The following is a 22,285-nucleotide window of genomic DNA, read 5'->3' on the forward strand; positions in this document are numbered from 1 at the left end:
GGTACACGCACATTTATTGGTTTATTAACGGTAGCGTAACTGAACGCCGACCTGCCCTTGCACATCGCGAAGAGCCAACAGTAAATCGTCGCTGGGAGCGACTTTCCATTCATCAGCCAACGCCATCCAGCCAACCGCTTCTGAGTGGCGATACTGCAGCCGTACTGGCAACCCGCCGGTATCGCGGTAAGGACTAAGACTCTCGCGCAGGCTATCGACTAAACGCCCGTTGATCTGTTCAGCATCTAGTGCCAACTCCACCGCCTCACCATAGCGAATTCGCGCAGTCACCATCGGAGTAACGTCTTTACCCCGCAAGCGCAAGCCACCAGAAAAGTCATCGTTTGATACTTCACCTTCAACGATAATCACTTGGTCAGATTCGATTTGGCCCCGCAGTTGGTCAAATAGTTCGCCAAACAAGGAAGCTTCGATGCGCCCGGTACGGTCATCCAGTGTAATAAACGCCATCGTATCACCGCGCTTGGACTTCATTGTGCGCATCGCCACCACTAGGCCAGCCACACGCTGGGGCTCACGCGAGGCTTTCAAATCACTAATACGGGTAGAGACAAAGCGCTTTAGTTCTCGCTCATACTCATCAATGGGATGGCCGGTCAGATAGAGGCCCAGCGTATCTTTTTCCCCAGAAAGGCGCTCACGATCTGTCCATTCACGGGCACCTTGGTACTCAGCATAAGGATCCGTTTCTTCCTCTTCCGCAGTAAACGCATCGCCAAACATATCCAGCATACCCAGATTTTGGTTGGCATGGTTTTGAGCAGCCGCTTTCAAGGCGTCTTCCATCGCGGCGGCGAGTACCGCCCGGTTAGGGCCAAGATTATCCAGTGCGCCAGAGCGAATCAGCGCTTCTAGCGTCCGCTTGTTCATCCGTTTAGGATCAATGCGGCGACAAAAATCGAAAAGATCTTTAAATGGACCATCAGTGCTACGAGCTTCAACAATCGCACCAATCGGGCCTTCACCCACACCGCGAATGGCACCCAGGCCATAAACCACGCGCCCTTCCGTATCAACGGTAAACTTGTAGCCACCGACATTAACATCCGGCGGTGTGACAGTAAGCTTGAGGTGGCGGCACTCCTCAATTAGCGGCACCACCTTGTCCAGGTTATCCATTTCCGTTGACATAACGGCGGCCATAAACGGGCCAGGATAGTGCGCTTTCAACCAGGCGGTTTGATAAGACACCAAGGCGTAGGCGGCAGAGTGGGACTTGTTAAAACCGTAACCGGCGAATTTCTCGACAAGGTCAAAGATATTTCCGGCAAGATCTTTATCAATACCGTTGGCGGCACAGCCTTCCATAAAGCCTGAACGCTGCTTAGCCATCTCTTCGGGCTTTTTCTTACCCATGGCGCGGCGCAGCATGTCGGCCTGACCCAATGAATAACCAGCCATTACCTGAGCAATCTGCATGACCTGCTCTTGGTACAAAATAATGCCGTATGTCGGGCTGAGTACCGGCTTTAGCAGGTCGTGCTGATAATCTGGGTGTGGGTAAGAGACTTCGGCACGGCCGTGCTTACGATTGATAAAGTCATCAACCATGCCAGACTGCAGCGGGCCTGGGCGGAATAGCGCCACCAGGGCGATCATATCGTCGAGGGAGTCTGGCAGCAGGCGCTTAATCAGCTCCTTCATACCACGAGATTCCAACTGGAAAACGGCGGTGGTTTCCGCTCGCTTAAGCATCTCAAACGTTTTGCTGTCATCCAGTGGAATAGCGTCGATATTAAGTGGCGCTTGACCGTTTACCCCCCGCACTTTATCGACCATTTCCAGTGCCCAGTCGATAATCGTCAGCGTTCGCAAGCCCAAGAAGTCGAACTTCACTAGCCCGGCGTCTTCGATGTCGTTTTTATCGAACTGCACCACCAGGCCAGAGCCATCTTCATCGCACAGTAGCGGCGAGAAATCGGTCAATTTGGTGGGGGCAATCACGACGCCCCCCGCGTGCTTACCGGTACCCCGGGTGGTGCCCTCTAGCTTGAGGGCCATTTCCCAGATCTCTTCGGCTTCTTCGTCATTGCCGATGAATTCTTTCAGGGCCGGTTCTTGCTCTATCGCTTTAGCAAGCGTCATACCCACTTCAAAGGGAATCAGCTTGGAGAGCTTATCGCCCAAGGAGTAAGGCCGCCCCTGGGCACGCGCCACATCGCGCACCACCGCCTTAGCGGCCATGGTGCCAAAGGTAACAATCTGAGAGACCGCGTTGCGGCCATAGCGATTAGCCACATATTCAATCACCTTGTCGCGCTTTTCCATGCAAAAGTCGACGTCAAAATCGGGCATGGAGACACGTTCAGGGTTAAGAAAGCGCTCGAACAGCAGGTCATAGCCAATCGGGTCAAGGTCAGTAATTTTTTGCGCGTAAGCCACTAATGAGCCTGCACCAGAACCACGCCCTGGGCCCACTGGCACGTTGTTATCCTTGGCCCACTGGATGAAGTCCATCACGATCAGGAAGTAACCAGGAAACCCCATCTGGATAATAACGTTCAGCTCGAATTCAAGCCGGTCACGGTAGCGCTGATCAATCTCGCGATATACGTCGCTATCGCGGGGATACTGTTCAACAGGGAACAGAAAATCTAACCGTTCAGTGAGGCCGTCATGGGAGACTTTGCGGAAAAACTCATCCTGGGTCATCCCTTCAGGAATTTCGAACTCAGGTAGAAATATCTCGCCCAACCGCACGTCGACGCTACATCGCTCAGCAATCATGACGCTGTTTTCAAGCGCCTCAGGAATATCGGCAAACAGTGCGGCCATTTCCTCAGGGCTTTTTAGGTACTGCTCTTCGGTGTAACGTCGTTCGCGGCGCGGGTCATCCAAAGCCTTGCCTTCACCAATGGCAACGCGGGTTTCGTGTGCCCAGAAGTCTTCCCGCTCTAAAAAGCGCACGTCATTGGTCGCCACTACCGGGGTGTTCGACTCAATCGCTAGCTTCACACTCGCGTGAACACAATCTTCTTCAAGCGGCCGTCCGGTGCGGATGAGTTCCAGATAAAAACGGTCTGGAAAGGCGCGTTGCCACTCTTCTAACAGCTCCCGTGCTTCGCGCTCATGATCAGACAGCAAGTGGCGACCTATCTCGCCTTCACGTCCACCTGATAGTGCAATTAACCCTTCGCTTTGCGCTAGCACCCACTGTTTGTCCAGAATGGCTCGCCCTTGGCGCTGGCCATCGGTCCACCCTTTAGAAATCAATTCAGTGAGGTTGCGGTAACCAACATCGTTCATCGCCAGCAGCGTAATGCGGTACGGATGGCTCTCATCATGGGGGTTGTACAGCCATAAGTCGCTACCGATGATGGGCTTAAGACCAGCACCCTGGGCCGCTTTGTAGAACTTAACCAAACCAAACAGGTTGGCTTCATCGGTTAAGGCCAGCGCCGGCATCCCGCGCTCAGCGGTGGTACCGACCAGTGACTTGAGTTTTACCAAGCCATCAACCAGGGAGTATTCACTGTGCAAACGTAGATGAACGAACGGAACCGTCATGGGACTCTCAGCAACAAGGCTAGATAAATAGAAAAAGCTTACAGCAGCGCTAACTGACGCTGGACCGGCGCAAAACTTCGGCGGTGCTCAGCAAGCGGTCCGTGGGCAGACAATGCCGCCAAATGTTCTTTCGTTGGATACCCTTTGTGGCGGGCAAAGCCATAATCAGGATAGCGCAGATCCAGTTCAGTCATCTGTGCATCACGGGCCACCTTGGCCAAAATTGACGCAGCGGCGATAGCAGGATGGCGGGCATCGCCTTTTACCACCGCTTGCCCAGGAAGTTCGTGTCCGGGCAAACGATTCCCATCCACCAACAAATATTCTGCTGCTGGCACCAAGGCATCAATGGCACGCCGCATAGCAAGATGGGTGGCATGGTAGATATTTAGTTGATCAACCTCCGCAGCACTGGCTTCGGCCACGGCAAACGCTAGCGCTCGTTCGCGAATTTGCACATCCAACGCTTCGCGTTTTTTAGCGGTGAGTTTTTTTGAATCCGTCAGTCCTTCAATAGGCCGACTAGGATCAAGGATCACCGCCGATGCGACAACACTGCCGACCAGTGGCCCACGCCCAACTTCATCAACGCCCGCTAAGAACTCACCACGATAGTCGATTACTAAGGGAGGATAGTCGGTCGGCTTAACGGCCATGTTTACTCCCTTTTTGTGCAGCTATTTCGTTGCTATCCAATGGTTGGCCCGCCACCAGCGAGGTAATTGCCTGTGCGGCCCGCTGGCTGGCATGGCGCTGTAACGCACGGTGCATATCGGCAAAGCGAGCTTCCAGAGCATTGCGTTTTTGCGCATTATTAAGCATTTCGTCAAGTCGATCAGCGATCGTTTCTGGTGAAGCGGCGTCCTGAATCAGCTCTGGCACGACGCCCTCTTGAGCAATCAAATTGGGCAGTGAAATCCACTCGGTTTTCACCAACCGCTTTGCCAGCCAGTGGGTCATCGGTGCCATTTTATAAGCCACTAGCATTGACCGATGACATAACATAGCTTCTAGCGCAGCGGTGCCCGAGGCCAACAGCACAGCATCACTGGCTACCATCGCCTCGCGCGCTTGACCTTCTAGGAGCATGACCCGCTCGCTTAGCGTGGGGTAGCTTGCCAGTAGCTGGCTGATTTCTTGATAACGCTGGTGGGTCGCTGCGGGAATGACCACATGCAGCGCTTCATTACGCTGACAGAGCAGCTCAGCAGCACGCAAAAACGTATCACCAAGAAAGCGTATTTCATTGCCCCGAGAACCTGGCAACATTGCCAGAATCGGCGCTTGAGCAGGCAGTGCAAGTGCTTGGCGAGTCGCTTGACGATCATTCTCGAGAGGTAACTCATCCGCTAATGGATGGCCAACAAAGGCGACCGGCACATGATGGCGATGGTAAAAGTCAGCCTCAAAGGGCAGTAACGTCAACATGCCATCGACCGCCTTGGCAATCTTTTTCACACGCCCCTGCCGCCATGCCCATACCGAAGGGCTGACATAGTGGGCAGTTTTTAATCCGGCAGCACGTAGCTGTTTCTCAAGGCCGATATTAAAGTCAGGCGCGTCGATGCCAATCATAATATCTGGCTGCCAAGCGAGCGCTTCTTCGCGCAGAGTGCGGCGCACGCGAATGAGCTCAGGCAGATGTTTTATGACCTCAACTAGGCCCATCACCGATAACGTTTCAAGGGGAAAACGGCTCGTCAACCCATGAGCTTCCATACGAGGGCCGCCCAGCCCACGAAACTCAATATCTGGATGGCGCAGTTTCAGCTCGTGCATCAATCCTGCTCCGAGGATATCGCCGGAGAGTTCGCCTGCAACAATATAGACGCGCTGAAGTGTCATGATGAGCGGGGAAGTAGTGGCATTTGAATCCATCGTTGATGTCGGCTAGACATCAATGTCATTAGCGGACGATACCCCGCGTTGACCGCTCAATAGAGTCGGCAAACGTGGTGACTTCTGGCAGATCGAACCGGCTGCGCATTTCGCTAACCGCTTGCTCGACAGTTAAACCTTGGCGGTATACCAGCTTGTAGGCGCTGCTTAACGCATTGATCGCGTCACGGCTAAAACCACGGCGTTTCAAGCCAACAAGGTTAAGGCCTCGCGCTTCAGCAGGGTTGCCATTGATCATCACAAAGGCAGGCGTGTCTTTAGTAATAATCGACCCGCCTCCTGCCATCGCATGTTCACCAAAGTGGCAAAACTGGTGAACGGCCGCAAGGCCGCCCAGAATAGCGTGATCGCCCAGAACAACATGGCCTGCCAGAGTGACTTGGTTGGCTAAAATACAGTCGTTGCCAATCACACAGTCATGACCTACATGAACGTATGCCATAAACAGGTTACGCGAACCAATGGTAGTTTCGCCGCGATCCTGCACGGTACCACGATGGAGGGTAACGCCTTCACGAACAACGTTATCATCCCCCATTACCAACCGCGTTGGCTCGCCCGCGTATTTTTTGTCTTGGCAGTCTTCTCCTACCGAAGCAAACTGAAAAATTCGCGTACGCTCACCTAGCACAGTAGGCCCTTTAATAACCACGTGCGGGCCTATCACAGAACCAGCGCCAATCGTGACATCTGGCCCAATAACACTAAACGGGCCAACCTCAACGCTGTCAGCAAGCTGCGCTTTGGGATCAACCAGTGCAGTAGGATGTATCAAGCTACCTTCCTCTCAGCACAAATAATTTCCGCCTCACAGGCTAATTCATCGTTAACGGTGGCACGGCAGGCGAACTTCCAAATGCCACGTTTTCCACGGATAACATTGGCTTCCAACACTAATTGGTCACCCGGCATCACAGGGCGCTTGAAGCGCACATTGTCGCTTCCTACCAAATAGTAAACATAGCCGTCAGCAGGCAGTTTATTGACCGTTTTAAAGCCTAAAATACCGCACACCTGCGCCAGCGCCTCTAATACTAAAACACCAGGCATAATGGGGTGGTGCGGGAAATGGCCATTAAAGAACGGCTCGTTAATACTGACATTTTTGTACGCAACGATGGATTCGCCCACGGTTAATTGCGTCACTCGATCCACCAGTAAAAACGGGTAGCGGTGAGGCAAGTATTCGCGAATTTCGTTAATATCCATAACCATCGTAACGACCTCTAAAATGACAAAAGGCCTGAGTCAAATCAGGCACGCGCCAGCAAGTTTGCTGGTTAAAAAGCAGTAAATTATAACCTGCTGCTATCCAGCCTCAAGCTACCTGCCTCTAAATTGCTGGCATAACTACTCACTGCGATGGCTTTTCTCTAAACGAGATAAGCGCTTGGCTATTTCATCTAGCTGTTTAAATCGCACCGCATTCTTACGCCACTGGGTATTGTTCATGGCTCCGGTACCCGATGAATAGACACCTGGTTCATGAATCGAATTAGTCACTAGACTCATACCCGTTACCTGCACGCCGTCACAAATAGTAAGGTGTCCGGAAAGTCCAACGCCTCCTCCAAGCATGCAGTGCTTACCCACCTTGGTGGAACCCGCAATACCAACACAGCCCGCTAATGCGCTGTGATCACCAATGATCACGTTATGCGCAATCTGTACCTGGCTGTCGATTTTTACATCGTTGCCAATTATGGTGTCTCCCAACGCGCCACGGTCAATGCTTGAACAACTGCCGACCTCAACGTCATCGCCGAGCACAACCCCGCCCAATTGAGCAATTTTATGCCAACCGGCACCGTCATGGGCAAAGCCGAAACCATCACCACCGACCACACAACCACTTTGCAAAATCACTCGTTTGCCCACCACAACACCGTGGCAAACAGTAACGTTAGCGTGTAGCCGTGTATCATCGCCAATCACACTATCAGCACCAATCACACTGCCGGCACCAACCACCACACGCTCACCTAACACCACTCCGGCTTCAATCACCGCATGCGCTTGAACGGAAACGCCTTCGCCCAACATAGCGCCATCCGCCACAACGGCTGTGGGATGAATACCTGTGATATCCCGGGCAGGTAGCGGATCAAATAGCTGGGAAAGCTTCGCGTAGCCTAAATAAGGATTGGCCATCTCTAAGCGTGGAACAGGGCAGTTCTTGCCATGCTCAGGATGAAGCAATACTGCCGCTGCTTTAGTGGTTGATAGATCCTTTAAATACGCACGGTTAGCGAGGAAGGCGACTTGGTCAGGCGCGGCTTCTTTAAGCGTTGCAAGACCCCGAATCGGCTGTCCGGCGTCGCCTTCAAAATCGACGTCCAAGTGACGTGCAATATCCGCAAGGGTGAGATGATGAGAAGCGTGCGTCATGGGAGCCCAGAGAAACATGGGTGCGGGCTAGCCGCACCGACAGTCATAAAATTAGTTTAGCGAATCAAAAATCTGTGTGACCTCATTAGTCACATTAGGCAGGTCAGTCGATGAGTGCAACACCCCTTGAGGCTCGACCAAAACATCAATATTGTGACGCTCCAGCACCTGTTCTACCGCTCGCTCCAGCTTGGACTCAGCACCCTCAAGGAACCGCTGCTCAGATGATTGCTGCGCTTGGAGCACTTCGCGGCGCAGTTGCTCAAAGCGGCTGCCCTTTTGCTGAAGCTCAGCAATGAGCGGGTCTCGCTGAGATTGAGACATCGTCTCGCCTTCGCGCTGCAGTCGTTCTTGCAGCCGTTGAAGCTCTTCTCCCAACGCTTGAGCCTCGCGCTGCTGGTTACCGATTTGGCCTTCCAGTTGGCTCAACGATGACTGAGCCGACTGTGTATTCATCAACGCGGCGCGCCAGTCAAGCACTGCCACTTCTGCGGCAACGGCGTAGGCGGGTAGCGTCATTGCACCAAGTAGGCACACAGCTGCTGTCAGTTTACGCATCGTGTTAACTCCTTTTTATTAGATGGGTACCGAAGGTATCCCACCATGTTAGAACGTTTGGCCCAGCGAGAACTGGAAGAACTGAGTATCGTCACCGCTTTTATCGCTTAACGGCTCTGCCACGCTGAAGGTCAATGGGCCTACCGGCGTTAGCCACGAAAGACCGATACCAACGCTGTAGCGCAAGTCACTCAGGTCGACTCCAGAGCTGCATTGCTGGCGCCCAACATCTGCTTCCTGCACATCATAGCAAGAACTCAAGAAGGTATTACCCGCGTCAAGGAAGAGCGACGGTTGAATCGCACGCTGATCTTCAACAAAGGGCATTGGGAAGAGCACTTCTGCTGAACCTTCCACCAGCACGTTACCACCCAATGTACGGTCACGACCGCCATCTCGAGTCGGCGTTGTACGTTGGCCTAGGGTGTTTGATGTAAAGCCACGCACTGAACCTAAACCACCCGCATAGAAGTTCTCGTAGAACGGATAAGGGTCATTACTACCCAGCGTGTCGGCATAACCTAAATTACCCGTAAACTTCAGCGCCCAGGTCTGGTCATCGTTAATCGGGAACAACTGCTGAGCACGAGCACGTAGCTTGTAGTACTCCGCATCGCTACCGGGGACACCCGTCTCTAGCGATAGGCGTTGATAGTTGCCCGCTGTTGGCATAATGCCACGGTTCAAGTTATTACGTGTCCAGCTCGCCGTTAGCTTCAGGCTCTGCGCGTTATCGCCCTGATCTTCGACATAACGAATAATTTCTGAAGCAGAGTCGTCATAGGTTTTAACCTTGATTTCTTCAATGCTGGCGCCAAAGTTCAGACGAGAAAGTTCACTAATGGGATAACCGAAGTTAATACCAGCACCGTAAGCATCGGTGGAGAACGTCGAAATATCGGAGTCGCCATAATCAGTTTCCCGATAAAACAGGTTATAGCCACGCGAAATACCATCCAGTGTCCAATAGGGATCCGTGAATGCAAAGTTAACACTGGTAAACGTATCACTACGTTGTGCGCCTACGTTGACGCGATTACCGGTGCCCAAGAAGTTGTTTTGCGCCAGACCAACGCCATAAATCACCCCGGCGCTTTGCGAGAAGCCGACGCTGGCAGATATCGAACCAGACGGCTGCTCTTCGACGTTATAGGTTACGTCTAGTAAGTCGGGCTGCCCAGGAACCGGCTGCGTATCAACCTCCACTTGGCTGAAGAAGCCAAGGCGTTCAAGGCGTTGACGCGACTGAGTAATCGACTCGGTCGAGGCAGGAGCACCTTCTAATTGGATCATTTCTCGACGCAATACTTCATCTTGTGTCGTGGTATTGCCATAAAATTCAATACGACGCACATAGGTGCGTTGACCGGGGTTGACCGCAATCACTAAATCAACCGTTTCACCATCACCCGCCATTTCAGGGATACCCTGAACCTCGGCAAACGCAAAGCCTTCCGCTCCCAATCGCTGGCGAATCGCTTCTGTAGATGCGTTGAGGTCTCCACGAGAGAACGTATCACCACGGCTAACGGTCAATAACTCGTTCGCTTCGTTTTCGCTAATTTGCAGGTCACCTGCAAAACGAATGTCGCCTACTTGGAACTGATTGCCTTCATCAATATTTAACGTGATGAATATTTCTGACTTCTCAGGACCAATCGATACCTGCGTTGAGGTGACATCAAAATTAACGTAACCACGGTCCAGGTAGAAGGAACGTAACCTCTCTATGTCCCCTGCTAGCGCTTCGCGGGAGTAATCATCCTTAGAGAACCAACCAAAAACACGTCCTGGTCGATCATTTAGCTCAAATACATCGCGCAGCGTGTCGTCGTCGAATGCCTCATTACCAACAATATTAATCTGTCGGATTTTAGCGACTTCGCCTTCATTGACATTGATATTAACCTGGACGCGGCCTTCATCAATTTCATCAACTTCGACGTCGATGCCTGCGCTGTAGCGCCCCTGAGCTTGATAAACCCCTTCAAGCTCACGTTGAATTTCTTCCAACGTGGAAAGTTGTAGCACCTGCCCTTCGGAAAGGCCTGATTCGCGTAAGCCGTTGCGCAAATCCTCATCAGAAATCTGCTGATTCCCCTCGATGTTCAAGCGCGCGATAGTCGGCCGCTCAACCACTTGGATAACCAGCACATCACCCTCTCGTGCTAGGGAGACATCTTCAAACAAGCCTGTGGCAAACAAATCACGCGCAGCGGCAGCGAGCTGCTGTTCGCTAACGCGATCATTGGCATTGACGGGAAACGCATTAAAGACCGAGGCGGCAGATACCCGCTGCAGTCCTTCCACACGAATGTCGGAAACATCAAAGGATTGTGCTTGGGCACTGCTGGTACCTACCAGCAACAGTGCCGCCATTCCAAGGGTCTTGATTTTCATGCAGTCAGTTCGCTCGCGTTGGTCTGCCCATCATTCCAGATAGGCACCATATACATTTGTGCAGGCAGATGACAAGGCATCCAGCGCCCTACACGCGTCATTACCACAGGCGCATCAGATCAAAATAGAGAGCCATCAACATTAGGGTGCCTACCATGGCAAGCCCAATACGCAACCCTACTGCTTGCGTTTGCTCAGAGACCGGCCGCCCACGCACGACCTCTATAAAATAATAAAGTAAATGCCCACCATCGAGCACGGGTATTGGCAATAGATTAAGCACGCCAAGACTGATGGAAAGATACGCTAGAAAGCCTACAAACGCTTCCATTCCCGCACGAGCAGAGTCACCTGAGATCTGCGCAATGGTAATCGGCCCCGAAAGGTTCGACGGCGAGATAAGCCCCACCAGCATCTTGCGGATAGCATCTACTGTCAGCAGCGTCATCTCACCTGTGCGTGATAGCGCTTGACCGACGGCTTCTACAGGCCCGTAACGAATTTCACGCTGAAGCTCTTCGGGCCATGTTACCTGCTGTGCCCCGGCACCAATGTACCCAACCTCGCCGCCACTCTCCAGCGTATTACGGCCAGGCGTTAAAGAGAGGCTACTCTGTTCATCGCCACGCTGGTAACCAACCTCTAGGGTTTGGCCTGCACTTTCTCGAATAACCGAGACAAATTGCATCCAGTCATCAATTGGCTCGCCATTCAGCGACAAAATATGATCCCCCGCCCGAAGACCAGCTTGGGAAGCCGCTTGGCCATCAATCACTTGGCCTAGTACCGCAGGTACGTTGGGGCGCCAAGGCGTAATACCCAAACTCTGCAGTGGCTGAGGCGGATCCTGGCGAACCATGTAGTTTGCAACAGGAAGCTGATAAACCCGAGAGGCATTAGACCCTTCAGGCTGCGCCTCAAGCATCAAGTCGCCATTAAACCCGATCATAGAGACAAGCTTTAAATTAATCTCTTCCCAGGAGCGCATAGCATCCCCCTGGATCGAGGTAATTTCAGCACCGTGAGCAAGCCTTGCCTCCGCCGCGGGAGAGTTAGGAGTAACATCGCCAACGATGGGAGCAACGGTTGTAGTACCAGCAACAAACAGTGCCCAGTAGGCAACAATCGCAAGTAAAAAATTTGCAATCGGGCCAGCGGCAACAATGGCAATACGCTGCCACACGGTTTTGCGGTTAAACGCCTGATCCAACTGCTCTTCGGGCACAGGCGCTTCGCGCTCGTCCAGCATCTTTACATAGCCGCCTAGCGGTATGGCCGCTACCGCGAACTCAGTGCCGTGACGATCAACGGTCGACCACAGCGGCTTGCCAAAGCCGACTGAGAAACGTAGCACCTTCACACCGCAGCGCCGCGCCACCCAGAAATGGCCAAACTCGTGGAAGGTTACCAACAACCCAAGTACCACGATTACCGCTAATATGTTCTGTATCAGGCCCACTCTTCGCTCCTTTACACGACTCGCTGATCAACGATGGCTGATGCTAAGCGAACTACTGGCATACTATTAGTGCCGTTTGCTCCCGTGCCCACTGATCTGCGGATAGTATCTGCTCAAGCGTGTCGGCACGTTCTTCAAACGGTAGAGCCATCACTTTTGCCACTACATCAGCAATCGCGCTGAAGCCAAGCTGGCCTTCCAGAAAAGCACCTACAGCAACCTCATTCGCTGCGTTCAAAATCGCAGGAGCGGCACCTCCCTTATGCATTGCCTCACGGGCGAGCTTCAAGCAGGGAAAGAGCGCTTCATCGGGAGCTTCGAAGTCCAGACGCGCCACCTGAAAAAGATCCAGCGTTTCAACACCCGCATCAATCCGTTCCGGCCACGCCAAACCATAAGCGATCGGTGTGCGCATATCAGGATTACCCAGCTGCGCAATCACCGAACCATCATCATAGGCAACCATAGAGTGAATAACGCTTTGCGGATGAACCACGACCTGTATCTGATCAGGCGTTGCATCAAATAGCCAGCACGCTTCGATAAGTTCCAATCCTTTATTCATCAACGTCGCGCTGTCGACGGAGATTTTGCGCCCCATTGACCAGTTAGGATGATGGCAAGCCTGCTCGGGCGTCACCTTGGCAATATCTTCTGCCAGCCAGCCACGAAAAGGCCCTCCAGAGGCGGTAAGCAGCAGTTGGCGAACACCGTGCTGACGCAATCCTCCCCTGTGCTCGGTAGGTAGACACTGGTAAATAGCATTATGTTCGGAATCAATCGGCAATAAAGTAGCACCTGAGCGTGCAATAGCGTCCATAAACAGCGCACCACTCATCACCAGCGCTTCTTTATTGGCTAACAGCACGCGCTTACCTGACTCAGCAGCCGCTAATGCGGGAAGCAGACCCGCTGCGCCAACAATAGCGGCCATCACCGTATCTACATGCGTTTCTCGCGCAACCTGGCAAAGCGCCTCTGGCCCCGCTAGAACGTTAGTAGAGAGTCCTGACGCTGAAAGTGCTTGCTGCAACCAGGCCGCATCACCCGGATTATCTAACACGGCAACCGCTGGCTGATGAACGCGACATTGCGCTAAGAGCGCTTCTTTTGACGTATGAGCCGTTAAGGCATAAACGCGATAGCGGTCAGGGTATTGAGCAATGACATCAAGGGTGCTTTTACCAATTGAGCCTGTTGAACCAAGCACTGTAATGCGCTGAACAGCTGGTTGGCTCATAGGACGCTCACCTGTGGGTGGAGCACCTGCAAATAGAACAGTGCAAAAATAGGCACTGCTGCCGTCAGGCTATCAATGCGGTCCAGTACACCGCCATGGCCTGGCAAGAGCTGGCTTGAATCCTTGATGTCTCGATAGCGCTTAAGCATACTTTCCAGCAGATCACCAAGCACTGAAATCAGCGTAACTAAACCGGTAATCACTACCAGTGCGACTCCCCCCATAAGGCTAATGGGCTGCCACACCGCGAACATAATCGCTAGCAATAATGTGGCCGCAAGACCACCGTAAACACCCTCCCAGGACTTACCTGGACTTACTTTTGGAGCAAGCTTGTTTTTCCCCCAACGCCTGCCAGCAAAGTAGGCGCCGATATCCGCAGTCCAGACCAGCAATAGCACAAATAGCAACCATACAGCGCCACTATCGCGAAGCACGTTGAACCCTACCCAGCACGGCAGCAGCACCCAGATCCCCATTAGCAACCGTCGAGAGGTGGCTTGCCATTGACCGGCGGTATTAGGATAGTGCGTCACCCAATAAAGATTAATCACCCACCCCACAGCTGCCAGCCAAAGCGGCCAAGCGGCAAACGCTGCCCCACCTAGCCACATAGCCAGCATTAATACCGCCATAACGGCTACCAGGGAAAAGCGCGTTCCCTGGCGAGCTACACCGGCTAAGTTGGTCCACTCCCAAGCACCTAACAGCACAATAAACGCTGTAAAAAGTGCAAAGGCCCCGCCTTGTAGTCCGAACAAGCCGATCAGCGTTAGGGGCGCCAACCAGGCTGCAGTAATCATCCGCTGTTTAAGCACCTTGCGCCTCAATTTGTGCGTCGGTCATACCAAAACGACGGCGACGCAGGCAAAAATCGTCTAGTGCCTCATCAAGTGCCGCCCCGTTGAAATCTGGCCAGAGCAGTGGCGAAAAATGCAACTCTGCGTAAGCCAACTGCCATAACATAAAGTTAGATAGCCGTTGCTCTCCGCTGGTGCGGATACACAAATCTACCGGCGGTACATTGTGCGTATTCATCGCCGCATCAAGGCGAGTCTCATCAATGTCAGAGGCCACTAACTCACCTGCGGCTACTTGCTCCGCCAACTGCCTAGCTGCTCGTGCAAGATCCCATTGGCCGCCGTAGTTGGCAGCGATAACCAAATGCATGCCAGTATTCTCTGCGGTCAACGCCTCGGCGCGCTGAATATGCTTTTGAATAGCATGGGAGAAGCCTCGCTGTTCGCCAATAATTGACAGGCGAATATTACGCTCGTTGAGCTTTTTGACTTCGCGTTTAAGCGCCATCAAAAACAGCTCCATCAAGGCATTCACCTCGGCCGCTGGACGCTTCCAATTTTCACTCGAAAAAGCAAAAAGACTCAATGTTTGAACGCCTCGCTGCGCAGCGCGTTCAATAACCGCTCGCACGGCTTCGACACCGGCTCGGTGACCGCGCACCCCGGAAAGTCCACGTGCCCGTGCCCAACGGTTATTACCATCCATAATAATAGCAACATGGGATGGCGGCGCCTCCTCGGATCGAGAAGGCGTCGCGCCGTCCTGCTGCGCTTGGGGAAGCTGCGGAGACGTCATGGGTTCTCGCACCAAAGATCAGTCATAATAAAGCCAAGCGATGGCCCACGGGCAGCCAAGCTCCCCGTGGTTGATTGAAAGCAGGTAGCTATTTTTACAGTAATAACTATACCTGCATGAGATCCTGTTCTTTTGCGGCAAGCGCTTTATCGATCTCAGCAATATACTTATCCGTCAGCTTCTGGATTTCGTCTTCACCCTGGCGCTGATCGTCTTCGGTAATCTCTTTATCTTTCAGCAAAGATTTAAAATCACCGTTGGCATCACGACGCACGTTACGCACCGCCACGCGCGCATGCTCGGCTTCGCTACGCGCTTGTTTGATGTAACCTTTGCGCGTTTCTTCCGTCAACATCGGCATCGGCACACGAATGACATTACCTGCGCTGGCAGGATTAAGACCCAAGTCAGACGTCATAATCGCCTTCTCAATCTTGGGCACCATGCCCTGCTCCCAAGGCGTCACTGTCAGCGTACGAGCGTCTTCCACGTTAACGGAAGCCACTTGATTTAGCGGCACTTGGCCACCGTAATAATCAACGGTAACAGCGTCGAGAATACTGGGATGAGCACGCCCCGTACGGATCTTGTTGAAGTTACTGTGCAGCGCTTCAACGCTTTTCTTCATGCGAGATTCTGCATCTTTCTTGATGTCATTGATCACGATATTACCCTCTGTCTATCAGCGTGCCTTCCTTGCCCCCTACTACCAAATTCAGCAGGGCACCAGGCTTATTCATATCAAATACCCGCACCGGCATATTATGGTCACGTACCAGGCAGATTGCGGTCAAATCCATAACACCCAATTTTTGGTCTAGGGCATCGTCGTAAGAGAGCTGGTCGTACTTCACGGCATCGGGATGTTTAACCGGATCTTTATTGTACACGCCGTCCACCTTGGTGGCCTTTATCACCACGTCAACATCTACTTCAATGCCTCGTAAGCAGGCTGCAGAGTCGGTCGTGAAGAAAGGGTTACCCGTACCAGCAGAAAACAGCACCACATCTCCCGACGTTAAATAACGGATGGCGGTGCGGCGATCATAATGCTCCACCACACCACTCATGGGAATCGCTGACATTACCCGCGAGCGAATATTAGAGCGCTCAAGTGCATCCCGCATTGCTAGCGCATTCATCACTGTTGCCAGCATTCCCATGTGGTCACCCGTGACCCGATCCATGCCGGCTTCATTAAGTGCCGCGCCACGGAACAGGTTTCCACCACCAATCACAATACCCACCTGAACGCCAATGCCAACCAACTGGCCGATCTCTAGCGCCATACGATCCAGCACTTTCGGATCAATACCAAAATCGTGCTCACCCATTAGCGCTTCGCCAGACAACTTCAGCAAAATACGCTTGTATTTTGATTTCGACTTTTCAGTCTTGCTGACAGTAACCGCGGGGGTGGACTCTTGAACTTCACGTGACATGGCATCTCTCCTGAGGCAGACCTGAACACAGGCGGGCGAGACGACCCCAATTTTTCACAGGGGCCGGATACACAAAGGCGTGCGCTCGCGCGCACGCCATCTTCTTTCTGAAACCTCTGACCTTAGCGACGGCCAGCCTGTTCCATAACTTCTTTAGCAAAGTCGACTTCTTCTTTCTCGATGCCTTCGCCCACTTCAAAGCGAGTAAAGCTAACCACTTCGCCACCTACCGCTTTCACGAACTCGGCAACGGACTGGTTCGGGTCTTTAACGAACGGCTGTTCGGTCAGGCTGTTCTCGGCCAGGTACTTTTTCAGACGGCCTTGAACCATTTTCTCAGCGATCTGCTCAGGCTTACCGGCCATGTCCGGCTGGGCCAGAATAATCGCTTTTTCTTTATCCAGCTCTTCCTGCGGCATGTCTTCTGGATGTGCAACCGACGGATTGATCGCTGCAACGTGCATAGCAACGTCTTTAGCAGCTTCCGAGTTACCACCTTTCAGAACAGTCAGAACGCCAATACGGCCGCCGTGAACGTATTCACCGACCAAACCGCCTTCAACAGCGTTCACAACAACGGCACGACGCACACCGATATTCTCGCCGATTTTCTGTACTAACTGCTCACGAGTCGACTCGAGATCGCCAGCCATTACCGCTGCAACGTCTTCGTTTTTCGCCGCAAAGAACGCATCAACGATCTTGTTGGTGAAAGCGATGAAGTTGTCGTCACGGGCAACGAAGTCAGTTTCGGAGTTGATCTCGACCATCACACCGTAGCTGCCGTCTTCTGCTACACGAGTAACAACGGCGCCTTCTGCAGCGGTACGACCCGCTTTCTTCGCGGCTTTAAGGCCAGAGCTTTTACGCAGGTTCTCGATTGCAACTTCGATATCACCGTCGGCTTCAGTAAGTGCTTTTTTACACTCCATCATGCCAAGACCGGTACGTTCGCGCAGTTCCTTAACCTGAGAGGCGCTGATAGCTGCCATGAGTTTTCACCTCGGAAATGGTTCTAGCTGAAAGTTAAATGCGCTACAGAGTATAGGCTCGGTAGATGACCGTTGCGTATCACTTTGCAGAGCATTCGCCGGCATTGAGTGTCCGGCATGTTCGGCCCGCTTGAGCGAACTCAAAGCGGGAAAAAGGGGGCGTAAGGCCCCCTCTTAAACACATGATGCGGCTTACCTGGCCGCCGCACCACTGCAACCGTTACTCGGCAGCAGCGTCAGTGTCGGCAGAAGCGGCTTCTTCAGTCACTTCGACAAACTCATCCGGACGACCTTCTTTCGCACGACCACACGCGTCAGCAATTGCTTTCACGTAGATCTGAATAGCGCGGATGGAGTCATCGTTACCCGGGATCACGTAATCAACGCCATCTGGGTTTGAGTTGGTATCTACCACACCAATAACCGGGATACCCAGCTTGTTGGCTTCGTTGATCGCGATGCGCTCGTGGTCAACGTCGATAACGAACAGTGCGTCAGGAAGGCCGCCCATGTTCTTGATACCGCCGATAGAACGTTCAAGCTTGTCCTGCTCACGCGTCGCCATCAAGACTTCTTTCTTGGTCAGCTTCTCGAACGTACCGTCTTCGCGCATTGTTTCTAAGTCGCGCAGACGCTTGATGGACTGACGAATAGTCTTGAAGTTAGTCAGCATGCCACCCAACCAGCGATGGTTGACGAACGGCTGGTTAACGCGGTTTGCTTCTTCTTTGATGATCTTGCTAGCGCTGCGCTTGGTGCCAACAAACAAAATTTTGTTGTTGGATGCCGCCATCTTCTCAACCACGTCGATCGCTTCGTTCAGCGCCGGCAAAGTGTGCTCGAGGTTGATGATATGAATCTTATTGCGCGCGCCGAAGATGAACTTACCCATCTTCGGATTCCAGTACTTGGTTTGGTGACCGAAGTGAGCGCCTGCTTTCAGCAGGTCACGCATATTAACGTGAGACATGATAAAACTCCTGAAACTCGGGTTAGGCCTCCACGCACCCCATGGATCCGACCAGTGGCGTCGTTAAACGTCGCCAACGGCACCCGGGACCATGTGCCGGTGCATGTGTGTTTTCAAGGCTTGCTGTTTAGCAACACAGAATTCCCGCATTGCGTTTAAATAGCCTTTCTGCAGATGACCAACCGACAAAGAAGCATTGGATGGCGATTGCAGGAAAGCGCGCGGCTTTATACCATAGATCATTACCAAGATGAAGTCACAGCGCATGTAACGGTCTTAATTTACCGCTCACTATTGCCGTTCACCACTTACTTTAGAGTCTACATCGAGAATTCATGAACGTTCCTATCAAGACGCCTTCTGAAATCGAGAAAATGCGCGAAGCCGGGCGCCAAGCCGCCAGCGTCATTGAAATGATCACTCCCCAGATCAAAGCGGGGATATCGACGGGTGAAATTGATCGCCTGTGCCACGATTTCATTGTTAATAATTTAGGCTCTACGCCTGCGCCGTTGAACTACCACGGTTTTCCGAAAGCAACCTGCACATCGATCAATCACGTGGTCTGTCATGGTATTCCTGATGATGCCAAAAAGCTGAAGAACGGCGACATAATGAATCTGGATATTACCGTCAGAACGACTGATGGTTACCACGGTGATTCCAGCGTGATGTTCGTGATTGGCGACACAATCCAGGGCGAGCGCTTATGCCGCATCACTCAAGAGTGTCTATACAAAAGCATTGAGCTGGTAAAGCCAGGCGTACGCCTGTCGGAACTTGCCCGCGCTATTCAGCAACATGCTGAAGCCCACGGCTATTCCGTGGTACGCGATTTCTGCGGCCACGGCATCGGTGCCGATTTCCACGAAGATCCGCAGTTTCTTCACTATGATGGTTATGCGTCAGATGCCGACATCCGACTGGAAGCTGGCATGTGCTTTACCATCGAGCCGATGATTAATGTAGGTGGCTATAAAACCAAGGTGCTGCGCGATGGCTGGACAGCGGTCACTAAAGACCGAAGCTTGTCAGCTCAGTGGGAGCACACGCTGCTGGTCACGGAAACCGGTGTTGACGTGCTGACCGCACGCAGCGACGAAGACTTCAGTTTTCTGAATCGCTGATGCTTCTTCACCACTACCGGTTCGAGCCGGACACCACGCTTTATGATCTCGCTATGTTTCGTACCGAACTAGCTGGATCACGCTCCCCTATTGCGCCGTTTAAAGCGGCGCTTCGAGAGCTACAAGCCAGGTTGGATGAACAGTTTCGTTCCGGGGCAGATATACGCGACTTAGTCCGCGGACGGGCGTGGTATCTGGATCAGTTGCTAGCCATCGCCTGGGAACAGCACGATTGGCCTGACGAGGGTGTTGCTTTGGTGGCTGTGGGTGGCTATGGGCGTGGCGAGCTGCATCCGCACTCAGATATCGACCTCCTGCTGCTACTAGAGCACGATGACGACACCCTCTACCGCGAGCCACTAAGCGCTTTCATTACTTTCTTATGGGATATCGGTCTTGAGATCGGCCATAGCGTGCGCTCGCTTAATGACTGTGAGCGGGAAGCTGAAGCCGATGTCACCGTGATTACCAACCTACTGGAATCACGGCTTATCGCTGGCCCTGAACACCTTCGCCAAAAGATGCGTGAACGGCTTAGCGCCGAGCATATTTGGCCTGCTGACCGCTTTTTCGAAGCGAAGTGGCAAGAACAAATTGCTCGCCACTACCGTTACAACAACTCTGAATACCATCTAGAGCCAAACCTCAAAAGCTCCCCAGGTGGCCTGCGTGATATTCAAATGATTGGCTGGGTGGCCAAACGCCACTTTGGCACTGAGCACTACGCCGACATTGTCGCGAATGGCTTTATGAATGATGCCGAGCTTCGCATCTTAAGCCAGGGCCAAGCCTTTTTGTGGCAGGTGCGTTATGCCCTGCACATGCTGACAGACCGTGCCGAAGACCGATTGCTGTTTGATCACCAGCGCACCATTGCCGAAATGTTTGGCTTTCGGGATACCCCAGAGCGCTTAGCGGTTGAACAGTTTATGAAACGCTACTATCGGCATGTGACCGCCCTGGCCGGGCTTAACGATATGCTGTTACAGCACTTCGATGAGGTTATCCTGCGCGGTAAAGAGGCGTTGGAAACCGTCAAACTGAACGAGCGCTTCGAAATCAAGGGCGGTTATATCCAGGTGCGTTCACGTAACCTGTTCCGTGAACGCCCTGCGGCCATGCTGGAATTGTTCCTGCTAATGGCCAAGCACCCGGAAATAGAAGGCGTACGCGCTGACACCATTCGCTTGATCCGCGACCACCGCCATCAAATCGATGATCACTACCGCGAAGACCCGCGCCATCAGCGGCTGTTCATGTCCATTTTACGGGCTCCCGGCAATGTCCCTCGTCAGTTAAGGCGCATGAATCGTTATGGCATCTTAGGCAAGTATCTTCCAGAATTTGGTCGCGCTGTCGGGTTGATGCAACATGACTTGTTTCACATTTACACAGTAGACGCCCACACCCTCCGCTTGCTGAAGTTTTTACACGGCTTTCGCAAATCGGATGCTAAAGATGACTTCCCCGTCGCAGCCACACTGATTCATCAACTGCCGAAAATGGATCTGCTGTGGATTGCCGGACTGTTTCACGATGTTGGTAAAGGCCGCGGCGGCGATCATTCTGAGATTGGCGCACGTGATGTTGAACAATTCTGTCACCGTCACCACGTTTCCCAACACGATACCAATTTACTGCGCTGGCTGGTGGAGCATCACCTACTGATGTCCATGACCGCTCAGAAGCGTGACATTAGCGATCCAGACGTGATCCGCGACTTTGCCCTAACCGTACGCGACGAGACCCGCTTAGATTACCTCTACGTGCTCACAGTGGCCGACATAAACGCCACCAACCCCACTCTGTGGAACGGTTGGCGCGCGTCACTGTTGCGCCAGCTTCATGCCGAAACCAAGCGTGCACTGCGACGGGGGCTAAAAAATCCGCCTGACCGAGATGACTGGGTGCGCGAAACCCGTACTGAAGCCCGCTCATTACTGCAAACAGTCGGCGTAGACAGCGCTCAGATTGATCAACTGTGGGAATCCCTCGGCGAAGACTATTTTCTTCAATACGCGCCCAGCGAAATTGTTTGGCAGACCCAAGGTATTCTTGCCCATCAGCCGTCTATTTTGCCGTTGGTCTTAATTAGTGCGCCCACCGCCGATATGGCCGAAGGTGGCACTAAGGTCTTTATCCACACCCGTTCGGTAGACGATTTATTTGCGGCGACCGCCGCCGCCATGGAGCAACTAGGCCTATCTATCCATGATGCCCGCATCGCCACCTCGCACAACGACTGGACGCTCAACACGTTTATTGTGCTAGATCATTATGGCCAGCCTATCCGTGATCCTGAGCATATTGAGGAGATGCGTCGGCACCTCGTCGAAGAGCTGGATGACCCGGATGACTATCCAGAGATCGTTACGCGCCACACACCGCGCCAACTTAAGCACTTTAAAGTGCCCACCGAGGTAGTGATTGAGCAGGACCCAGCCAACGAACGTACGCTGCTAGAGCTGACGGCCCCAGACCGCCCCGGCCTGCTGGCTCGCGTCGGGCGTATTTTTATGGAACAGGATATTGCCTTATCGGCGGCGAAAATTGCCACGCTGGGTGAACGGGTTGAAGACGTTTTCTTTATCACCACGAAAGCGGGTGAACCGCTAACCGATCCAGAACGGCAACAGCAGCTTCGCGAACGGCTTATCGAAGTGTTAGGCGTGTAAGCGTTCAAATG

General features: G+C 52.9%; 18 protein-coding genes. 2 read left to right on the forward strand and 16 right to left on the reverse strand.

The features are described from left to right. Positions 1 to 24 precede the first annotated feature (24 nt). From dnaE to rpsB, 16 genes are all read right to left on the reverse strand, one after another. Positions 25 to 3,528 carry a DNA polymerase III subunit alpha gene (dnaE, locus tag L1X57_RS03020; protein WP_009724155.1) on the reverse strand — a complete coding sequence of 1,168 codons (3,504 nt, stop codon included), beginning with the start codon at positions 3,526 to 3,528 and terminating at the stop codon, positions 25 to 27. Between the two features lie 38 nt (positions 3,529 to 3,566). Continuing rightward, positions 3,567 to 4,184, reverse strand: coding sequence for a ribonuclease HII (gene rnhB, locus L1X57_RS03025; protein WP_009724154.1), 618 nt, complete (start codon positions 4,182 to 4,184; stop codon positions 3,567 to 3,569). Next, positions 4,174 to 5,373, reverse strand: coding sequence for a lipid-A-disaccharide synthase (gene lpxB, locus L1X57_RS03030; protein ID WP_039869458.1), 1,200 nt, complete (start codon positions 5,371 to 5,373; stop codon positions 4,174 to 4,176). Before lpxB ends, rnhB begins: the two co-directional genes overlap by 11 nt. A gap of 61 nt (positions 5,374 to 5,434) precedes the next feature. Continuing rightward, positions 5,435 to 6,202, reverse strand: coding sequence for an acyl-ACP--UDP-N-acetylglucosamine O-acyltransferase (gene lpxA, locus L1X57_RS03035; RefSeq protein ID WP_009724152.1), 768 nt, complete (start codon positions 6,200 to 6,202; stop codon positions 5,435 to 5,437). Then, on the reverse strand, positions 6,199 to 6,642 hold the full coding sequence (gene fabZ / locus L1X57_RS03040; protein WP_009724151.1) for a 3-hydroxyacyl-ACP dehydratase FabZ: 444 nt from the start codon (positions 6,640 to 6,642) through the stop codon (positions 6,199 to 6,201). Before fabZ ends, lpxA begins: the two co-directional genes overlap by 4 nt. A gap of 135 nt (positions 6,643 to 6,777) precedes the next feature. After that, positions 6,778 to 7,815 carry a UDP-3-O-(3-hydroxymyristoyl)glucosamine N-acyltransferase gene (lpxD, locus tag L1X57_RS03045; RefSeq protein WP_039869456.1) on the reverse strand — a complete coding sequence of 346 codons (1,038 nt, stop codon included), beginning with the start codon at positions 7,813 to 7,815 and terminating at the stop codon, positions 6,778 to 6,780. A 51-nt stretch (positions 7,816 to 7,866) separates the two neighbouring features. Then, positions 7,867 to 8,373 (reverse strand): OmpH family outer membrane protein, encoded by a 507-nt coding sequence (locus L1X57_RS03050; protein WP_009724149.1) that lies wholly within the window; start codon positions 8,371 to 8,373, stop codon positions 7,867 to 7,869. Positions 8,374 to 8,421: 48 nt separating this feature from the next. Next, a complete protein-coding gene (gene bamA / locus L1X57_RS03055) occupies positions 8,422 to 10,773 on the reverse strand; it encodes an outer membrane protein assembly factor BamA (RefSeq protein ID WP_409559429.1) in 2,352 nt (783 codons plus the stop codon). Between the two features lie 100 nt (positions 10,774 to 10,873). After that, complete coding sequence (gene rseP / locus L1X57_RS03060; RefSeq protein WP_234667915.1) at positions 10,874 to 12,232, reverse strand: RIP metalloprotease RseP; 1,359 nt, start codon at positions 12,230 to 12,232, stop codon at positions 10,874 to 10,876. Between the two features lie 52 nt (positions 12,233 to 12,284). Beyond that, positions 12,285 to 13,472 (reverse strand): 1-deoxy-D-xylulose-5-phosphate reductoisomerase, encoded by a 1,188-nt coding sequence (gene ispC / locus L1X57_RS03065; RefSeq protein ID WP_009724146.1) that lies wholly within the window; start codon positions 13,470 to 13,472, stop codon positions 12,285 to 12,287. Continuing rightward, positions 13,469 to 14,290 carry a phosphatidate cytidylyltransferase gene (locus tag L1X57_RS03070; protein ID WP_234667917.1) on the reverse strand — a complete coding sequence of 274 codons (822 nt, stop codon included), beginning with the start codon at positions 14,288 to 14,290 and terminating at the stop codon, positions 13,469 to 13,471. The genes ispC and L1X57_RS03070 overlap by 4 nt, the downstream gene beginning before the upstream one ends. Next, on the reverse strand, positions 14,283 to 15,068 hold the full coding sequence (gene uppS, locus L1X57_RS03075) for a polyprenyl diphosphate synthase (RefSeq protein WP_009724144.1): 786 nt from the start codon (positions 15,066 to 15,068) through the stop codon (positions 14,283 to 14,285). The genes L1X57_RS03070 and uppS overlap by 8 nt, the downstream gene beginning before the upstream one ends. Positions 15,069 to 15,174: 106 nt before the next feature. Next, entirely contained in the window at positions 15,175 to 15,732 is a 558-nt protein-coding gene (frr, locus tag L1X57_RS03080; protein ID WP_009724143.1) for a ribosome recycling factor, read from the reverse strand. A gap of 4 nt (positions 15,733 to 15,736) precedes the next feature. Beyond that, the gene (pyrH, locus tag L1X57_RS03085; protein ID WP_009724142.1) at positions 15,737 to 16,510 is read right to left on the reverse strand and encodes a UMP kinase; all 774 of its coding nucleotides are present in this window, start codon (positions 16,508 to 16,510) and stop codon (positions 15,737 to 15,739) included. A gap of 122 nt (positions 16,511 to 16,632) precedes the next feature. After that, a complete protein-coding gene (tsf, locus tag L1X57_RS03090) occupies positions 16,633 to 17,502 on the reverse strand; it encodes a translation elongation factor Ts (protein WP_009724141.1) in 870 nt (289 codons plus the stop codon). Positions 17,503 to 17,722: 220 nt separating this feature from the next. Further along, positions 17,723 to 18,472 carry a 30S ribosomal protein S2 gene (rpsB, locus tag L1X57_RS03095; protein WP_009724140.1) on the reverse strand — a complete coding sequence of 250 codons (750 nt, stop codon included), beginning with the start codon at positions 18,470 to 18,472 and terminating at the stop codon, positions 17,723 to 17,725. A 335-nt stretch (positions 18,473 to 18,807) separates the two neighbouring features. On the opposite strand from rpsB, the gene map reads away from it, so the two are divergent. Both map and L1X57_RS03105 read left to right on the forward strand, forming a co-directional pair. Continuing rightward, entirely contained in the window at positions 18,808 to 19,599 is a 792-nt protein-coding gene (gene map, locus L1X57_RS03100) for a type I methionyl aminopeptidase (protein ID WP_009724139.1), read from the forward strand. Continuing rightward, positions 19,599 to 22,274 (forward strand): [protein-PII] uridylyltransferase, encoded by a 2,676-nt coding sequence (locus L1X57_RS03105; protein WP_009724138.1) that lies wholly within the window; start codon positions 19,599 to 19,601, stop codon positions 22,272 to 22,274. Before map ends, L1X57_RS03105 begins: the two co-directional genes overlap by 1 nt. Positions 22,275 to 22,285: the final 11 nt, after the last annotated feature.

Origin of the sequence: Halomonas sp. TD01 (assembly GCF_923868895.1) — a bacterium.
Classification (GTDB): domain Bacteria; phylum Pseudomonadota; class Gammaproteobacteria; order Pseudomonadales; family Halomonadaceae; genus Vreelandella.